Source organism: Mycobacterium sp. ML4 (assembly GCF_054515735.1).
Map to the genome: position 1 here is coordinate 198292 of NZ_JBTNSY010000002.1, position 16208 is coordinate 214499.

A 16208-nucleotide genomic window follows, 5' to 3' on the forward strand; every position below is an offset into this window, starting at 1 on the left:
CCACCGCACACTCGACGTCGAGGTCGCGCCCTAGATGTTCGGTAAACTTTTCCAGTGCCGAAACGACCCGACAATCAAGCCTGGCGTTATTGGCGCATGGTCGTCGGTGTGGTGGCCGCGGCTGCGGTGCTGGTGATCGGTAGTATCACCGGCCACATCACCCGGGCGGACAACCCCAGTTGTGCGGTGGTCAGGTGTGTCGCGCTGACTTTCGACGACGGCCCGAGCCCCTACACCGACCGGTTGTTGCAGATCCTCAAGGACAACGACGGCAAAGCGACATTCTTCGAGATCGGCAACAAAGTGGCGGCCAACCCGGCCGGCGCAAAACGGGTGGTCGACGCCGGCATGGAGCTCGGCAGCCACACCTGGGAGCACCCGAACATGACGACGATTCCGCCGGAGGACATCGCCGCCCAGTTCTCCCGGGCCAACGACGCGATCGTTGCCGCGACGGGCGTCAAGCCCACGCTGTACCGGCCCGCCGGCGGGCTCTCCAATCCCGCGGTGCGTCAGGTCGCCGCAGGCTTCGGCCTGGCGGAAATCCTCTGGGACGTCATCCCGTTCGACTGGGCGAACGACTCCAACACCGCGGCAACACGACAGCTGCTGATGTCACAGATCAAGCCGGGCTCGGTGGTGCTGTTCCACGACACCTACTCGAGCACTGTCGATCTGGTGTACCAGTTCATACCGGTGCTCAAGGCCAACGGCTACCGGTTGGTGACGGTCAGCGAGCTGCTGGGTCCACGGGCACCGGGCAGTAGCTATGGCGGAAGGGACAACGGTCCGCCCGTCAACGAGCTACACGACATCCCGCCCAGCGAAATCCCCCCGTTGCCCAACACCCCGTCGCCCAAACCCATGCCCAATTTCCCGATCACCGATATTCCCGGGCAGAACTCGGGCGGGCCGAACAACGGTGCCTGAGGCAGAGTCGCCGAAGTCTGCTCTGCGGCTGTCGATCCGGTACGCAACCGACCTGGCGCTCGCCTACCTCATCGCCGTCGTCGACGCGGCAGCGATCCTCATTCCGCTGCGCGGCCGCACCCCCACTCTCGCCGATGCGGACTTCGCAGAGAAGAACACGGGTTTGGTGGTGCTGCTGGTGATGCTGGGGACGGTCTCGGTTGCGATCGCGGGCCGGCTGATCCTCGGTCCCACGCTGCGCTGGTACGTCGCCGGTGATCAACCGACTCCCGAGCAGCGCGATGCCGCGATGAAACTGGCCGGCCGGCAATCGGCTGTGCTGGCGGCGGCCTGGGTGCTGTGTGGCGCGGTGATGATGCTGGTGAACCGTGACGGCGGAGCCTCGCTGTTGGTGCCCCTGGTGCTGGGTGTGGTGATCGGCGCGGCCGCCGCCGCCGGCACCGGCCTGCTGCTGACCCAACGTACGTTGCGGCCGATCATGGCGGTCGCCACCCGAGGCTGTGAACCGCGGTTGGCGGTACCCGGGGTGTTTGCGCGCCTGGTCTTGCTCTGGTTCTTGTGCAGTGCGTTGCCCATCGGTGTCATCGCGACCTTTGTCGTGCTGCGCTCATTCGGCTGGCTGATCGACAGGTCCGCGTCGCTGGATGTGCCGATTTTGGTGGTGTCGTTGGCGGCGCTGCTGCTGGGCCTGCCGACGATGATCCTGACCTCGCGATCGATTTCCGATCCGGTCGCCGAGGTCGCCGATGCGATGGCGGAGGTCGAGCACGGTCACATCGACACCTACGTCGGAGTTTATGAGCGCTCCCAAATCGGGCGACTGCAAAGCGGATTCAATCGAATGGTGACCGGGCTCGAAGAACGGGACCGCATTCGCGACTTGTTCGGCCGTCATGTCGGAACCCACGTCGCCCGTCGCGCCCTCGAGGAGGGCGCCACGCTGTCCGGTGACGTGGTGGAGGCGGCGGTCCTCTACATCGACCTGGTGGGCTCTACCCAGCTCACCGAAAGCCTTCCGCCGCAAGAGGTTGCTGCCGTGCTCAACGACTTCTTCCGCATCGTCGTGCACACCGTCGACGAATTCCAGGGACTGATCAACAAGTTCGAGGGTGACGCCGCTCTGGTGATCTTCGGTGCGCCGCTGCGTGCCGATGAACCGGCGGCGGCAGCGCTGGGGACGGCGCGTGCCCTGGGCGGCAAGCTGCGCCACCTTCCCATGGTGGATTTCGGCATCGGCGTTTCGGCCGGACGGGTCTTTGCGGGCAACATCGGTGCCGAGAACCGCTACGAGTACACCGTGATCGGTGACGCGGTCAACGAAGCCGCCCGGCTGGCCGATCTGGCCAAGACCTCCCAGCACCGAATCCTGTGCTCTGGTGCGGCGATTGATCGCGCCGTGCCCGCAGAGCGCACGCGATGGCATGAGTGCTATTCCACCGTGCTGCGCGGCCGTTCGGAGCCCACGCACGTCTGGACGCCGAGCAACCCGGAGGTGGCCGACGGCCGGGCAATTACTTCTTCGAGACCTTCAGCGACGCAATGACTCTGTCGACAATGGCAGCGGATGCCTTGTCGCCGATGGCCGTCGCGCCCAGGAAGATGGTGACCGGCTTGGTGTCGACCGCGATGATCGTCACCGTGTCGCCTTTCACACCGCGGCTGGTGTCGGCGATCGTGACGTCGGCATCCACGCGCGCGGCTTTCACGCCGTCGACCGTCGTCGCGGACGTCTTCTTGGGGCCGAGGGTGGGATTGGACTGGACGTAGCCGGGGCCGTTGGCAACGCAGTCCATCAACTTCGACGCCTGCGCACTGACGTCCATACTGGTCACGAAGTTGGTGACGGCGACTTCGACCTGCATCATCCACTGGCTGGCGTTGGGCACTTCGGCGCCCAAGCCCACCGCGTCGATCAAGTTGGGGTTCTGGTCGTCGGTATACGGCGACCAGCCCGGAGCCGCGCTGGTGGGGAAGGACAGCTTGCCGGCCGAAACGGTGTCGCCGGTGGGCTTGTTACCGCCGGAGACGTTGGGCGTGCAGTCAGTGGCGGTCTGCATCGAGGTCTCGGGTCCCGACGTCGCCGCGCTCGTCGTACCTGACGGCCCGGCGTTCGGCGACTCGTTGCCGTTGCTGTTCAGGGCAACCACGAGGATCACCACCAGCACGATGACGCCGAGCACCGCGATGCCGGCGACGATCAGCCAGGGCAGCTTCGAGTTCCCGCCGGTCGGCGGTGGGTAAGGCCCCGGCTGCCAGCCGGGCGGAATCTGTTGTCCGGGTTGGGTGAATTGCTGAGGCGGGTAACCACCGGGTACCCCGTAGGGGTCGGTGCCCGGCGGGTAATGGCCGCCGGGTGGCGGATAGGGGTAGGAACCGGGCTGGCCGGGCGGCGGGCCCTGCGGCTGGCCCGGAGGCTGGCCTTGCGGCTGGGCGCCCCAATACGGTTGCTGCCCATACGGATTCGCGCCGTAGGGATCCTGACCGTATGGGTCCTGTCCATAGGGACCGCCGGGGGGAACCGTCATTACTCAATCACCCTTACTCTCGCCGGCTGCCTCTACCGAGATAGCCACACAACCGCGTCCACCGCAGGGTACCTGCGTGACGCACGCGAATACCCGCCTCGAGAACTAGTCGATCGGCTCGACCTTGGCCATTGCCAGGACGTCGAGCCGGCGATCGAGCTCCTCGAGGGACAACTTGTCGCCGATCAGACCGCGGTCGATGACGGTCTGGCGGATCGTCTTCCGTTCCTTGAGGGCCTGCTTGGCCACCGCGGCCGCCTCCTCATACCCGATCGCCGAGTTCAGCGGTGTCACGATAGACGGCGAGGACTCCGCCAATTCACGCAGGTGCTCGACATTGGCGACGAGTCCGGTGATGCACCTCTCGGCGAACAGCTTTGACACGTTGGTCAGCAGCTTGAACGACTCGAGGATGTTGCGGGCCATCATCGGGATGTAGACGTTGAGCTCGAAAGCACCGCTGGCACCGCCCCACGCGACTGCGGCGTCGTTGCCGATCACTTGCGCGGCCACCTGGGTAACCGCTTCCGGCAGAACCGGATTCACCTTGCCCGGCATGATCGAGCTACCCGGCTGCAGGTCCGGGAGTTGTATTTCAGCCAGACCGGTCAGGGGGCCGGAACCCATCCATCGGATGTCATTGGCGATCTTGGTCAGCGACACCGCGATGGTGCGCAGTGCGCCGGAGGCCTCCACCAGCCCGTCACGTGCCGCTTGCGCCTCGAAAGAATTTGTCGCCGTTCGCAACTCGGACAAGCCCGTCGATTCCACCAGAACCGCCACCACCCGCACGCCAAACCCCTCGGGCGCATTGAGTCCGGTACCCACCGCGGTACCGCCGATGGCAAGTTCGCCCAGCCGCGGCAGGGTGGCGCGCACCCGTTCGATTCCGGCCTCGATCTGGCGGGCGTATCCGCTGAATTCCTGGCCGAGGGTCACCGGCACGGCGTCCATCAGGTGTGTGCGGCCCGACTTGACCACCGTCTGCCACTCCAGCGCTTTGGCCGACAGGGCACCCTGCAGTACCTCCAGCGCCGGGATGAGATGACTTACCGCTGCCTCGGTCGCCGCGATGTGGGTGGCGGTGGGAAAGGTGTCATTGGACGACTGAGACATGTTGACGTCGTCGTTGGGGTGCACCTTCACCCCGTTGGCGGCCGCGATCGACGCGATCACCTCGTTGGTGTTCATGTTCGAGCTGGTACCCGAACCGGTCTGGAACACGTCGATCGGGAACTGGTCGTCATGCTTGCCGTCGGCGATCTCGGCGGCCGCGGCGATGATCGCGTCGGCCTTCGCCGGGTCCAGCAGTCCCAGGTCCTTGTTCACCTGCGCGCAAGCGCCTTTCAGCAGACCCAGCGCGCGGATCTGGGTGCGCTCCAAACCGCGACCCGAGATCGGGAAGTTCTCCACCGCGCGTTGGGTCTGCGCACGCCACAACGCGTTCACCGGCACCCGGACCTCGCCCATGGTGTCGTGCTCGATGCGATATTCGCCTTCTTGAACGACTGAGTCGGCCATACATCAGATCCTTGCGTGGGGGTGGGTCAGGGCAGGGGATAGGCGGCGCTGGTGTCGCCGGTGAAGTCGATCGCCGAGTACTCGTTGAGCTTGGACAGCCGGTGGTAGGCCTCGATCATGCGCACGGTGCCCGACTTGGAGCGCATCACGATCGACTGCGTGGTGCACCCGCCTGGGTAGTAACGGACGCCTTTGAGCAGGTCGCCGTCGGTGACTCCGGTGGCGCAGAAGAAGACGTTCTCGCCCGACACCAGATCCCGGGTGGTGAGCACCCGGTCGACGTCATGGCCGGCATCGAGCGCCTTGCGGTGTTCAGCCTCGTCCTTGGGGGCCAGTTGGGCCTGAATGGCCCCGCCCATGCAGCGGATGGCCGCGGCGGTGATGATGCCCTCCGGGGTGCCTCCGATACCTGCCAGCATGTCGGTGCCCGACCCGGGCCGGCACGCGGAGATCGCACCGGCGACGTCGCCATCGGTGATCAGCCGGATCCGGGCACCGGTGGCGCGGACATCGGCGATCAACTGGGCGTGCCGCGGACGGTCCAGGATGCAGACGGTCATGTCCTGCACCGACAGTTCCTTGACCCGCGCCACGGCCCGGATGTTCTCGGCGATCGGCGCGGTGATGTCCAGCACGTGCGCCGCGTCCGGCCCGACGGCGATCTTGTTCATGTAGAACACCGCCGAAGGATCGAACATCGCACCGCGGTCGGCCACGGCCAGCACCGAGATCGCGTTGGGCATGCCTTTGCTCATCAGAGTGGTGCCGTCGATCGGGTCGACGGCGAAGTCGCAGTCCGGGCCGTCGCCATTGCCGACTTCCTCGCCGTTGTAGAGCATCGGCGCCTCGTCCTTCTCGCCTTCACCGATGACCACCACGCCGCGCATTGACACGGAGTTGACCAGCTGGCGGATGGCGTCCACGGCGGCGCCGTCACCACCCTCCTTGTCCCCGCGCCCCACCCAGCGACCTGCGGCCATGGCACCGGCCTCGGTAACGCGGACCAGCTCGAGAGCGAGGTTGCGGTCCGGGGCTTCGCCACGCGATGGCCGGGTCGACGACGTGCCGAGGCCGCCAACGGCGGTCGGCGATGCGCCGGGTCCCTGTGCAGTCATGGTCGCTGCCCTTCGCTCATGGTTGCCGATTGTCCCAGAAGCAGAACACTCGGCTGGAGCTGGGATACTTGCAGAGTGACCACGGAGCCGCAGCCCGCACCCAAGCCGGCCAAGCCGCGGCTGTTGCAGGACGGACGCGACATGTTCTGGTCGTTGCTGCCTCTCGTCGTGGGTTGCATCCTGCTCGCCGGGATGGTGGGGATGTGTTCGCTCGCGCCGGGTGGGACCAACCGGGGAAAGATCCCGTCCTACGACGCGGCGGCAGCCCTGCGGGCGGATGCCGCGACGCTGGGATTCCCGATCCGGCTGCCGCAATTGCCGCCGGGTTGGCAATCGAACTCCGGCGGCCGCGGTGGCATCGACGCCGGACGCACCGACGCATCGGCAGGCCAGCGACTGCACGCGGCGACCTCGACGGTGGGCTTCATCAGCCCGACGGGGTTGTATCTGAGTTTGACCCAGAGCAATGCCGACGAGGACAAGCTGGTCGGTTCGATTCACTCGGGGATGTATCCGTCGGGGACGGTCGACGTCGCGGGCACCGGTTGGGTCGTCTACCAAGGTTCCGACGACAACGGTGCGGTCGAGCCGGTGTGGACCACCCGTCTGGCCAGCCCGGCAGGCCCGACGCAGGTCGCGATCACCGGGGCCGGCACGCCGGACCAGTTCCGTACGCTGGCGGCCGCCACACAGTCGGCGCAGCCGTTGCCGAGCCGCTAGCAGGTCCACAGAAGGGACTTCTCGTGACCGCACCCGAAGCTGATCTCTCCGGATGGTCGGCGGCGCCGTTCACCGGTGCCGGCTACACCTACGACGTCTATCGCAAAGGGTCCGGTCCCGGAGTCGTGCTCATCCCGGAGATGCCGGGCATTCATCCCGGGGTGCTGGGACTGGGCAACCATCTGGTGGACAACGGGTTCACCGTGGCCATTCCCTCATTGTTCGGCCGGCCCGGGAAGGCGAAAACGCCTGGCTACATCGTGACCGAAATCGGTCGCGGTTGCGTGGCAAAGGAATTCGCTGCGATGGCCACGAACAAGCAGCGGCCGGTATCGCTGTTTCTGCGTGCTCTGGCGCGCGATCTGAATGCGTCGACGCCGGGCAGGGGCGTCGGTGTGATCGGCCAGTGCTTCACCGGTGGGTTCGCGCTGGCGGCAGCGGTCGACGACAGCGTGCTGGCGCCGGTGCTCAGCCAGCCGTCGGTGCCGTTCCCGCTGACCGCCAAGCATCGCCGCGACCCCGGGATGAGTGAGTCCGAGCTCAGCGTGGTGGCCGATCGCTGCGCCAACGAGGGCTTGTGTGCCATCGGTCTGCGGTTCAGCGAAGACAAGATGGCACCGGGGGAACGGTTCACCACGCTCAAGCAGCGACTCGGTGATGCGTTCGAAGTGATCGAGATCGATTCCCGTCCGGGCAACCCGCACGGTTTCGGCCGGATGGCGCACTCGGTGCTGACCGATGAAGTCCGGGAGGTCGACGGGCAACCGGCGTACGAGGCGCGCAAGCGCGTCGTCGGGTTCCTCAGGGAGCGGCTGACTTAGTCCGCTTCGACAACGCGGTGGGAAGCCATTTGCGGCGCTGAACGGGTTCGTCCTCGGCGGGTTTGAGTTCGACGCCCTTGTAGACCGCGAGATAGACGTCGACGGTGGTGACGATGATGATCATCAGCACCGGGCCGATGATGATGCCCCACGGGCCGAACATCGAGATGCCCGCGAACACCGACAGCAACATCAGCGCCGAGTTCAGGCGGGCATCCCGTGGCACCAGTATCGGCCGCAAAAAGTTGTCGATGTTGGTGACCGCCACCAGGTGAAAAAGCACCACGAACAGACCGCCGCCGATGTTGCCGAAGAGCATCATTCCCACGCCGAACGGGATTGTCACGATGCCGCCCCCCAATGGGATGATCGACAACGCGGTCAGCAGGATCGCGAAGATGAAGAAGCCGTGGTGGAATCCGGCGATGTAGATCGACGCGGCTCCGGCGACCCCCTGGCAGAAGGCGATGACGAACTGGCCGTTGACGGTGCCGCGCACCATCGAACCCATCTTCTGTAGGTACAGATTCGTGACCTCGTCGCCCAGCGGGTTGAGCTGACCGATCAGCGTCCGCAATCGGTCGCGGTGCACCAGCAGAGCTATGAACACGTACAGAAAGATGATGGCGGACGTGATCACGCCGGCCAGACCGCCCGCCGTATTCTGCAGCACTCCCAGCAGCCAGTGGCCGACGTTCTGGGCGGTCGAGACGATCGCCTTGCGCAGCATCTCCGCGGTGACATTGATGTGCACGAACGGCACCCGGGACAGGAACTCGTTGACCAGCTGCAGGGTCTTGTCGCCCAGGCTGCTCAGGTCGGTCGAGCGAACCCAGCCCGCTACCGAGTCGATCATGCGGGCGATCTGCACGATGGCCAGCGCTACCAGCAGTCCTACCGGCACGATCACCATGGTCAGTGCTGACAGCAGGGTCGCGGTGGCCGAAAGGCCGGTGCCCACGCGCTTGTTGAACCAGTTGAACAGGGGCGTGAACAGATACGCGCCCACGGCTGCCACCACGATGAGAACGAAGAAGTCGCGCAGGAAGTAAGCCCCGAATGCCAGGGCCATGAGCGTGAAGACCGCCAGAGTGCGCTTCTGGGTGAGCGTGAATTCGGTGTTCATGCCTGGACCAAGACCGTCCTCCGCAGCAGTATTGAGGTCACCTTAGCGGGAGCGAACCAGACCAGGGCTGGGCCCCCTCAAGGCCTTTCCGCAGGTCAAGATTCGGCGACTCCATGTGCAGGTGCGCGATCGCGTTGCCGAGCAATGGCGGCGCGGCCCTCGGCACGCTCGCCGAAACGCCGGCCAGCTTCGTTTCGTCAGCGCATCCGTGGCGCCCGGCTAAAGTGGCGGGAACGCCGTCGGTGCCGCGATCGACGGGGACGGCGGTGGGGTGCGCAAATTAGGAGTTCGAGAGCGATGGCGACCGAAGTAGTCGAAACCGGTTATGGGCCGGTCCGAGGCGGCGGCGACAGTCGCGTCAAGTTCTGGAAAGGCATCCGCTACGCGGCGCCGCCGCTGGGGGACTTGCGGTTTCGCGCTCCCGAACCGCCGCAGCGGTGGACCGAGATCGCCGACGCCACCGAATACGGGCCGGCGTGTCCACAACCGGTGGTCCCCAGGATGCCGCTGGACCTCGGCGCCCCGCTGGGCGAGGACTGCCTGCGGCTCAATATCTGGGCGCCGGCCGGGGTGCAGCCGGGTTCTGGAAAGCCCGTCATGGTGTGGCTGCACGGCGGTGCCTACGTGTTGGGCTCCGGCAGTCAGCCGCTCTACGACGGGCGGGCGCTGGCGGCAGCCGGCGACGTCGTGGTGGTCACGCTCAACTACCGCATCGGAGCGCTGGGTTTCCTGGACCTCTCGTCCTTCAGTACGCGGCAGCGGCCGTTCGACTCCAATATCGGGCTGCGCGACGTGCTGGCGGGGCTGGCGTGGGTTCGGGACAACATCGCGGCGTTCGGTGGCGATCCGGCCAACGTCACGCTGTTCGGGGAATCCGCCGGTGCTGGGCTCGTCACCACCCTGCTCGCCACCCCGGTAGCCGAGGGCCTGTTCGTCCGTGCAATCGCCCAAAGTTCGCCTGCCACTTCGGTATACGACCGTGAGCGGGGGCGCCGAGTCGCCCTGGCGCTGCTGGAAAAGCTGGGCATCGACGCGTCCGGGGTGCACCAGCTCATCGAGGCGCCGACGCAAGCACTCGTCGCCGCGACCCAGGAAGTGTTCAACGAGGTCCCCGTGCGCAACCCCGGAACACTGGCATTCGTCCCGATCGTCGACGGTGACCTGCTGCCCGACTATCCGGTCAAACTGGCGCAGGAAGGGCGGCTGTCGCCGGTGCCGTTGATCATCGGGACCAACAAGAATGAAGCGGCCCTGTTCAAGTTGATGCGGTCGCCGCTGATGCCGATCACTCCGCACGCCATCACGTCGATGTTCGACCAGATCGCCGCCGAACAGCCCGACCTACAACTGCCGACGGTGGACGAGATCGGTTCGGCTTATTCAGGCCGGCACAAGTCACGGGTGGTCAGGATGGCCACCGACATCGGTTTCCGGTTACCGACGATGTGGCTGGCCGAAGGTCACAGCGCGGTGGCGCCGGTGTACCTCTACCGGTTCGACTACGCCACGCCGCTGTTCAAGGTGCTGCTGGTGCGTGCGGCGCACGCCACCGAATTGCCTTACGTGTGGGGCAATCTCGGTGGGCCGCAGGATGTGACGCTCAAGCTCGGCGGGGCCAAGACCGCGACGGCTGTGTCCAGGAGAATGCAGACCCGGTGGATCAATTTCGCCACCACGGGTGAGCCGGCCGCACCGGCCGGTGAACCGCACTGGCCGGCGTACGACGAGTCCGATCGTGCCTGCCTGGTCATAGACGGTGTCGACACGGTCGTTCATGACGTCGATGCCCGGATCAGGGAAGCCTGGGGGGCGCAGATGGTCAGCTTCCGTTAGCCGGTTACTTTCTTGCGGCGCGCGCTTCGGCTTTCATCTTGTGAAAGAGGTCGACGTAATACGGCAGGCATTCCTTGAGCGCCTGCTCGGTGGTGAACAACGGCTCGTAGCCCAGGTCGCGGTGCGCCTTCTCGATCGAGAAGTAGTTGTTGATGGCTACACGCTCGATCGCCAGCGGCTCGAGCAGCGGTGCCGGCGCGCCGAATTGGAAGTGCAACCGCTGCCAGGCCGTCATCGCCAGACGCACCGGAGGAGCGGGAATCCGCAACGTAGGCCATTTTTCGCCACACGCCTCCACCACCGGACGGGCGAACTCGAACATGTTGATGGGTTCACCGTCGTTGATGAAATAGGCCTGCCCGGGCGCCGTGCCGCCCGGCACCAAGTGCTCGCCGGCCAGGATGAAACCGTGAATCAGGTTGTGCACGTAGGAGTTATCCAGTTTCACCGACTTGGGGCCGACCAGTACCTTGGTGTGGCCCTTGATCACACTCTCGAAGAGTTTTCGGAACATCGTCTGGTCGCCGGTGCCCCAGATTCCGCTGGGTCGGATGGAGCAAGTGAGCATCCCGTCGACACCGTTCTGGGACAGGACGTACTTTTCGGCGGCCACCTTGGTCTCGGTGTACAGATCGTTGAACCGCGTGGTGTAGGGCATCGTCTCGTCACCGTTGGCGATGCTCTGACCGCCCATCACCACGCTGTTGGACGCGGTATAGACGAACCGTTTGACGCCGGCCTTCTGGCCGGCTTCCACCAGGTTCTTGGTGCCGCCGAGATTGACCGAGAAGCTGCGCTGCCGGTATTCCTCGGTCACCGATGCGCCGCCCATCAGGTCGATGATGGCAGCCGTGTGGATGATCGTGTCGATACCGTCTACCGCCGCCTCGCAGACGGCCTTATCGGTGATGTCGCCGTGGAGCACCTCTAACTTCGGGTGCTGCGGCAAGGGCGATGGGGCGCGGTCGAAGGAGCGAACCCGGTGGCCGCGCTCCAACAGTGTTCTGACCAAGTTGGCGCCGACGAAGCCCGACCCACCGGTGACCAGCACGCTGCCGAGTTCGGTTGTCAGTGATGCATCACCCATGCGGAGAGAATACTGAAACGTGTTCCAGTTCGGAACCAAGTCCGCCCGACGAGTTTTGCTGCGGTCAGCTTTCCGGGGCGTCGCCGGACGCCAGGACCTCGGTGACGCGTTGCCGTGCGCCAGCTAAATGCTCCTCGCACCGTTTGGCTAGCTGCTCGCCCCTTTCCCACAGCTTCAGCGACGCATCGAGGTCCAGCCCGCCCTGTTCCAGAAGCCGCACGACCTCGATGAGCTCGTCTCGACATTCTTCATAGCCGAGCTGGCTAATAGGCGTAGCCGATGACGCTTCGGGTTGTTCGTCAGGAACCATCTGTACGCCCTTCACTCACCGCTGCGATGGCGCCGTCGGCGACCCGCACCCGCAGTCTGGTGCCGGCCGGTGCGTCGTCGACGGAGCGTAGGATCTGCCGGCCGTTTTCTGACCTGACCTGCACCACGGCGTAGCCCCGGGCCAGCGTGGCGGCCGGACCCAGCGTGGACAGCTGCGCGCGCAGATGGCCGACCCGCTCGGTCTCCACCATGAGCATCCGGTTGATGTCGCGCCGCAGTGCGGATCGGGCGCGATGCACCTCGTCGCTGCGGGTGGTCACCATCCGCAACGGATCGGCCAGCACCGGGCGGCTACGCAACTGCGCCAGCGAGCGCTCTTCGCGCGACACCCAGTTGCGCAGCGCCTGCGCGTTGCGGCGGCGCAGATCGGCGATCAGACGCTGCTCGGCGGCGGTGTCGGGGACCACCTTCTTGGCTGCGTCGGTGGGCGTGGCGGCGCGCAGGTCTGCGACCAGGTCGCAAAGCGGGTTGTCGGGTTCGTGGCCGACGGCGCTGATCACCGGCGTACGACAGGCGGAGATCGCGCGGCACATCGTTTCGTCGGAGAACGGCAACAGATCCTCGACGCTGCCGCCACCGCGGGCGATCACGATCACGTCCACGTCCGGGTGTCCGTCGAGCTCACGTAACGCCTCGACGACCTGCGTGACCGCGTTGACTCCCTGCACCGAGGCATGCCGGATCGCGAATCGCACTGCGGGCCAGCGAGATTGAGCCACCGTTGTCACATCTCGCTCGGCATGGCTGGCCCGGCTGGTGATCAAGCCGATCATGTTGGGCAGAAACGGGATTGGTCGCTTGAGCCGCGGGTCGAAGAGTCCTTCGGCGTCCAGCAGCCTACGTAACCGTTCGATGCGGGCCAGCAGCTCGCCGACACCGACAGCGCGGATTTCACTGAGCCGCAACGAGAATGTGCCTCGGCCGGTATAGAACGAGGGTCTGCCGCAAACCACCACCTGGGTGCCCTCGCTCAGCCGCACCGGGGCACCCAGCACCAACTCGCGTGAACAGGTGACGGTCAGCGACATGTCGGCGGCAGGGTCGCGCAGCACCATGAACACCGTGCCGGAGTTCGGTCGCATGTTGATCTGCGCCAGCTGCCCCTCGACCCAGACAGTGCCCAGTTTGTCGATCCAGCCCGCCACCCGGATGGCGACCGCGCGAACCGGGAAGGGATTCTCAGCCGAGTTGGAGCCGGCGCCTGTCACTTCGCGTTCGCGCGGGTGATCCTGTTGGCGAGCAGTGTCTGGAAGGGGGCACGGGCCTTGGTGGCCTGCTCGTAGGCCAGCAACGCTTCGAGCTCGGCGACATCCAGCGACTGCAGCCGGGCCCGAAGCTGGGCCAAAGTGAGCTGAGGGTAGTCGAGTTCGGTAGCTACGGTCGGTGCCGGCACGCTGGAGGCGGCGTTCGGCTTGGCTTTGCGGGCCGGTACCGGCTGGGCCGGGGAATCGACCGACTCGGCGGTGTCGGACACCGAGTACAACGCAAACCGCCCCTCGGCACGCCGGTCGGCCTCAACACTGTCCACCGGAATGCTGGAAAAGCCGCCGGCGCCGCCCTCGAGGACTTCCAGGTCTTCGTCGAACGTTGCCCACTCGGGTTGCTCGTCCTTGGGCGGGAAAATCGATTCCAGCGTGCTGTCACCCTTGATGACAAGCTCAGCCAGGTTCTGCTGGAAACGCATCACCAGATGGGCGGCCTGGCTGGCCAGCGTCATCGGGTACATCAGGATGGTTCTCGGGAGCCGCATCGTTTCCTCGACGGCGACTGTCGCCGCGCCGACCAGCAGCCGAACCCCGTACGGTGCAGTAGCCATGTGTCCAAGCCTGCCTCACGTCGCGGCTAACTCCAAGCTGGCGGTGAGCAAATGGCAGATCCGTGTCGGCGGAACGTACCCTGATTGCATGGTGCCGACTGTCGACATGGGAATTCCGGGTGCGGTGAGTTCGGTGGCCTCGGATGGCGTGCCCCACCGCAAACGGGTGCTGCTGGCTGAGCCGCGAGGCTACTGCGCGGGGGTGGACCGAGCCGTCGAGACGGTCGAACGTGCGCTGGAAAAGCACGGCGCCCCCGTCTACGTGCGGCACGAGATCGTGCACAACCGGCACGTCGTCGACACGCTGGCCAAGGCGGGCGCGGTGTTCGTCGAGGAGACTGACGAGGTACCCGCGGGCTCTATCGTCGTCTTCTCCGCACACGGCGTTGCGCCGACGGTCTATACCGCCGCCGCCGAACGCAATCTGCAGACCATCGATGCCACCTGTCCGCTGGTCACAAAGGTGCACAACGAGGCCAAGCGCTTCGCCCGTGCCGACTACGACATCCTGCTGATCGGCCACGAGGGTCACGAGGAGGTCGTCGGAACCGCGGGCGAAGCCCCCGAGCATGTCCAGCTGGTCGACGGGGTTGAGGCGGTCGAGCACGTCACCGTCCGTGACGAGGACAAGGTCGTGTGGCTGTCCCAGACCACGCTGTCGGTCGACGAGACGATGGAAATCGTCGAGCGGCTGCGCCAGCGCTTCCCGAAATTGCAGGACCCGCCAAGTGACGACATCTGCTACGCGACGCAGAACCGCCAGGTCGCGGTGAAGGCGATGGCTCCGGAGTGCGACCTGGTGATCGTCGTCGGCTCGCGCAACTCGTCGAACTCGGTTCGGCTGGTCGAGGTGGCGCTGGGCGCGGGTGCGCGCGCAGCCCACCTGGTGGACTGGGCAGACGACATCGACCCGGCCTGGCTGGACGGTGTCACCACCGTCGGCGTCACGTCCGGGGCATCCGTGCCCGAGGTGCTGGTCGGCGGTGTGCTGGAGCGGCTGGCCGAGCACGGTTACGACATGGTGCAAACGGTGACCACGGCCAACGAGACGCTGGTGTTCGCGCTGCCCCGGGAGATTCGGCCGGCGCGCTCGCAGGGCTAGGTGTCGTACTCCCAGGTATCGTGCTGCGGCCGGCGAGGTGTGCGCGAGCGGCTGCGTCGGTCCGAACCTGGCTCGTCGCGGCGTTCTTCGCGTGGCTCGCTGAGCGGAGCCTGCCCGCGGTAGCGCACCTGCGAGATGGGGTGGTGGGTCGGGCTGGTGCTGCCGGGCGCGGTTGCACGCCGGCTGCGGGGCTCGTACGGCGGTTCGTGGGGCGGGCGAGGCTCGTAACCGCCGCCGCGGCGCTCATGCCGGCTGCGGCGCTCGGTGCGCTCGGACGGCTCGGGGCGCTCGTAACCGTCGTAGGGGTTGAAGCGGCTGCTGCGTGGTTCCGGCCGTTGGTTGGGCCTCTCAGCGGGCCTTTCGTAAGGGTTGCGGCGCGGGTGTGGTTCGCGACGCATTTCCCGCGGTGGCGGCGCGCCCAGGTCCGAGTCGCCCGGCGGCCGACGACGGCGCGGCCGCGGTGGGGCGTCCGCCGGGTCGTAGTCGGCGAAATCGGCCGCGCTCCTGCGGGGTGCGCGACGCGGACGTTCACTGCCGGGTTCGTAGCTGTCGTCCGGGCGAGCGTGCCTGGAGCGGGACCGGGCCGAACGTTGCGCGGTGCGACTGCCGGTCCGGGACGTCCGGCCGGTTCGCGCGGTCCGGGCCTTGGCATGGGCCGGCGGCGCGGCGTTGGTCGCGTCCGCGTCCGCCGCGTCGTCATAGGAACCGCCGGCCAGCAGCGCACTCAACTTCGCCCCGAGGCCGCCGAGCAGGGGCGTTCGCGGCGTTGTGCTCTTTCGGGCTGCGGCGTCGGGGGCTTCCGCGCTGGCCCGGCTGTTCTTGCCGAAATACCATCGGATCAGGCCGATCAGCAGGATGAGTCCGGCTGTGCCCAGCATCAGCGGGAACCGCTCGATGAGCGGATAACCGCAGTTGATCAGCAGATCCTTGAACTTGTCGACCTTGCCGCCATGGAACAGCCAGTAGGCCGCAGGCACGCTGCCGAACAGGATCAGCGGCGGCTGGATGACCGCAGTGAAGACCGCCGCCTGGCGTACCGCCAGGATCGCCGCGACACATCCGGCGATATACAAGCCCGCGAAAGTGTGGGTCAACTCCTTGTGCCCCGCATCGAACGCGTAGCCCAGCGCGGTGGCTCCCACGGCGATGAGCACCGCCGCCCACCACGGCACACCTGGGATGTTGGGGACGATGGAGCGATGACTTGGCTCCACCGCCGCTCTTTCCCGCCGTTCTGCCACACAATGACCGTACCGGCTGTCCGGCCAAAGGCCCGTATATC

General features: G+C 66.3%; 15 protein-coding genes. 6 read left to right on the forward strand and 9 right to left on the reverse strand.

What is annotated here, in order from left to right:
* Window positions 1-54: 54 nt before the first annotated feature.
* Both ACX9NE_RS02930 and ACX9NE_RS02935 read left to right on the forward strand, forming a co-directional pair.
* Window positions 55-930, forward strand: coding sequence for a polysaccharide deacetylase family protein (locus ACX9NE_RS02930; RefSeq protein ID WP_459359883.1), 876 nt, complete (start codon window positions 55-57; stop codon window positions 928-930).
* Window positions 931-964: 34 nt separating this feature from the next.
* Window positions 965-2473 (forward strand): adenylate/guanylate cyclase domain-containing protein, encoded by a 1509-nt coding sequence (locus ACX9NE_RS02935; RefSeq protein ID WP_459360059.1) that lies wholly within the window; start codon window positions 965-967, stop codon window positions 2471-2473.
* Here ACX9NE_RS02935 and ACX9NE_RS02940 read toward each other — a convergent pair.
* The 3 genes from ACX9NE_RS02940 to glpX form a co-directional block, all read right to left on the reverse strand.
* A complete protein-coding gene (locus ACX9NE_RS02940; RefSeq protein ID WP_459359882.1) occupies window positions 2442-3455 on the reverse strand; it encodes a hypothetical protein in 1014 nt (337 codons plus the stop codon). The two genes, ACX9NE_RS02935 and ACX9NE_RS02940, sit on opposite strands and share 32 nt — an antisense overlap.
* 105 nt (window positions 3456-3560) lie before the next feature.
* Window positions 3561-4976: a class II fumarate hydratase gene (locus ACX9NE_RS02945; RefSeq protein WP_459359881.1), complete on the reverse strand. Its 1416-nt coding sequence runs from the start codon at window positions 4974-4976 to the stop codon at window positions 3561-3563.
* A 26-nt stretch (window positions 4977-5002) separates the two neighbouring features.
* Window positions 5003-6091 (reverse strand): class II fructose-bisphosphatase, encoded by a 1089-nt coding sequence (gene glpX, locus ACX9NE_RS02950; RefSeq protein ID WP_459359880.1) that lies wholly within the window; start codon window positions 6089-6091, stop codon window positions 5003-5005.
* Between the two features lie 75 nt (window positions 6092-6166).
* On the opposite strand from glpX, the gene ACX9NE_RS02955 reads away from it, so the two are divergent.
* Entirely contained in the window at window positions 6167-6811 is a 645-nt protein-coding gene (locus tag ACX9NE_RS02955) for a DUF4245 domain-containing protein (protein ID WP_459359879.1), read from the forward strand.
* Window positions 6812-6834: 23 nt separating this feature from the next.
* A complete protein-coding gene (locus ACX9NE_RS02960) occupies window positions 6835-7632 on the forward strand; it encodes a dienelactone hydrolase family protein (RefSeq protein ID WP_459359878.1) in 798 nt (265 codons plus the stop codon).
* On the opposite strand, the gene ACX9NE_RS02965 is transcribed toward ACX9NE_RS02960, so the two are convergent.
* Entirely contained in the window at window positions 7613-8758 is a 1146-nt protein-coding gene (locus ACX9NE_RS02965; RefSeq protein WP_459359877.1) for an AI-2E family transporter, read from the reverse strand. The genes ACX9NE_RS02960 and ACX9NE_RS02965 overlap by 20 nt on opposite strands.
* 297 nt (window positions 8759-9055) lie before the next feature.
* Here ACX9NE_RS02965 and ACX9NE_RS02970 point away from each other — a divergent pair, with 297 nt between their 5' ends.
* Entirely contained in the window at window positions 9056-10591 is a 1536-nt protein-coding gene (locus tag ACX9NE_RS02970; RefSeq protein WP_459359876.1) for a carboxylesterase/lipase family protein, read from the forward strand.
* 4 nt (window positions 10592-10595) lie between these two features.
* On the opposite strand, the gene ACX9NE_RS02975 is transcribed toward ACX9NE_RS02970, so the two are convergent.
* The 4 genes from ACX9NE_RS02975 to ACX9NE_RS02990 form a co-directional block, all read right to left on the reverse strand.
* Window positions 10596-11678 (reverse strand): 3-beta-hydroxysteroid dehydrogenase, encoded by a 1083-nt coding sequence (locus tag ACX9NE_RS02975; RefSeq protein WP_459359875.1) that lies wholly within the window; start codon window positions 11676-11678, stop codon window positions 10596-10598.
* Between the two features lie 64 nt (window positions 11679-11742).
* Window positions 11743-11988: an exodeoxyribonuclease VII small subunit gene (locus ACX9NE_RS02980; RefSeq protein WP_459359874.1), complete on the reverse strand. Its 246-nt coding sequence runs from the start codon at window positions 11986-11988 to the stop codon at window positions 11743-11745.
* Window positions 11978-13216, reverse strand: a complete 1239-nt coding sequence (gene xseA, locus ACX9NE_RS02985; RefSeq protein WP_459359873.1) for an exodeoxyribonuclease VII large subunit — start codon at window positions 13214-13216, stop codon at window positions 11978-11980. The genes ACX9NE_RS02980 and xseA overlap by 11 nt, the downstream gene beginning before the upstream one ends.
* Window positions 13213-13824, reverse strand: a complete 612-nt coding sequence (locus ACX9NE_RS02990) for a lipid droplet-associated protein (RefSeq protein ID WP_459359872.1) — start codon at window positions 13822-13824, stop codon at window positions 13213-13215. The genes xseA and ACX9NE_RS02990 overlap by 4 nt, the downstream gene beginning before the upstream one ends.
* 88 nt (window positions 13825-13912) lie before the next feature.
* On the opposite strand from ACX9NE_RS02990, the gene ACX9NE_RS02995 reads away from it, so the two are divergent.
* Window positions 13913-14926 carry a 4-hydroxy-3-methylbut-2-enyl diphosphate reductase gene (locus ACX9NE_RS02995; RefSeq protein ID WP_459359871.1) on the forward strand — a complete coding sequence of 338 codons (1014 nt, stop codon included), beginning with the start codon at window positions 13913-13915 and terminating at the stop codon, window positions 14924-14926.
* On the opposite strand, the gene ACX9NE_RS03000 is transcribed toward ACX9NE_RS02995, so the two are convergent.
* On the reverse strand, window positions 14923-16167 hold the full coding sequence (locus ACX9NE_RS03000) for a DUF6542 domain-containing protein (RefSeq protein WP_459359870.1): 1245 nt from the start codon (window positions 16165-16167) through the stop codon (window positions 14923-14925). The genes ACX9NE_RS02995 and ACX9NE_RS03000 overlap by 4 nt on opposite strands.
* Window positions 16168-16208: the final 41 nt, after the last annotated feature.

Coding starts and splice junctions, on each gene's coding strand:
- ACX9NE_RS02975 (WP_459359875.1), bottom strand. CDS start 11,678: ATGGGTGATGCATCACTGACAACCGAACTCGGCAGCGTGCTGGTCACC.
- ACX9NE_RS02980 (WP_459359874.1), bottom strand. CDS start 11,988: ATGGTTCCTGACGAACAACCCGAAGCGTCATCGGCTACGCCTATTAGC.
- ACX9NE_RS02945 (WP_459359881.1), bottom strand. CDS start 4,976: ATGGCCGACTCAGTCGTTCAAGAAGGCGAATATCGCATCGAGCACGAC.
- ACX9NE_RS02990 (WP_459359872.1), bottom strand. CDS start 13,824: ATGGCTACTGCACCGTACGGGGTTCGGCTGCTGGTCGGCGCGGCGACA.
- glpX (WP_459359880.1), bottom strand. CDS start 6,091: ATGACTGCACAGGGACCCGGCGCATCGCCGACCGCCGTTGGCGGCCTC.
- ACX9NE_RS02965 (WP_459359877.1), bottom strand. CDS start 8,758: ATGAACACCGAATTCACGCTCACCCAGAAGCGCACTCTGGCGGTCTTC.
- ACX9NE_RS02970 (WP_459359876.1), top strand. CDS start 9,056: ATGGCGACCGAAGTAGTCGAAACCGGTTATGGGCCGGTCCGAGGCGGC.
- ACX9NE_RS02995 (WP_459359871.1), top strand. CDS start 13,913: ATGGTGCCGACTGTCGACATGGGAATTCCGGGTGCGGTGAGTTCGGTG.
- ACX9NE_RS02940 (WP_459359882.1), bottom strand. CDS start 3,455: ATGACGGTTCCCCCCGGCGGTCCCTATGGACAGGACCCATACGGTCAG.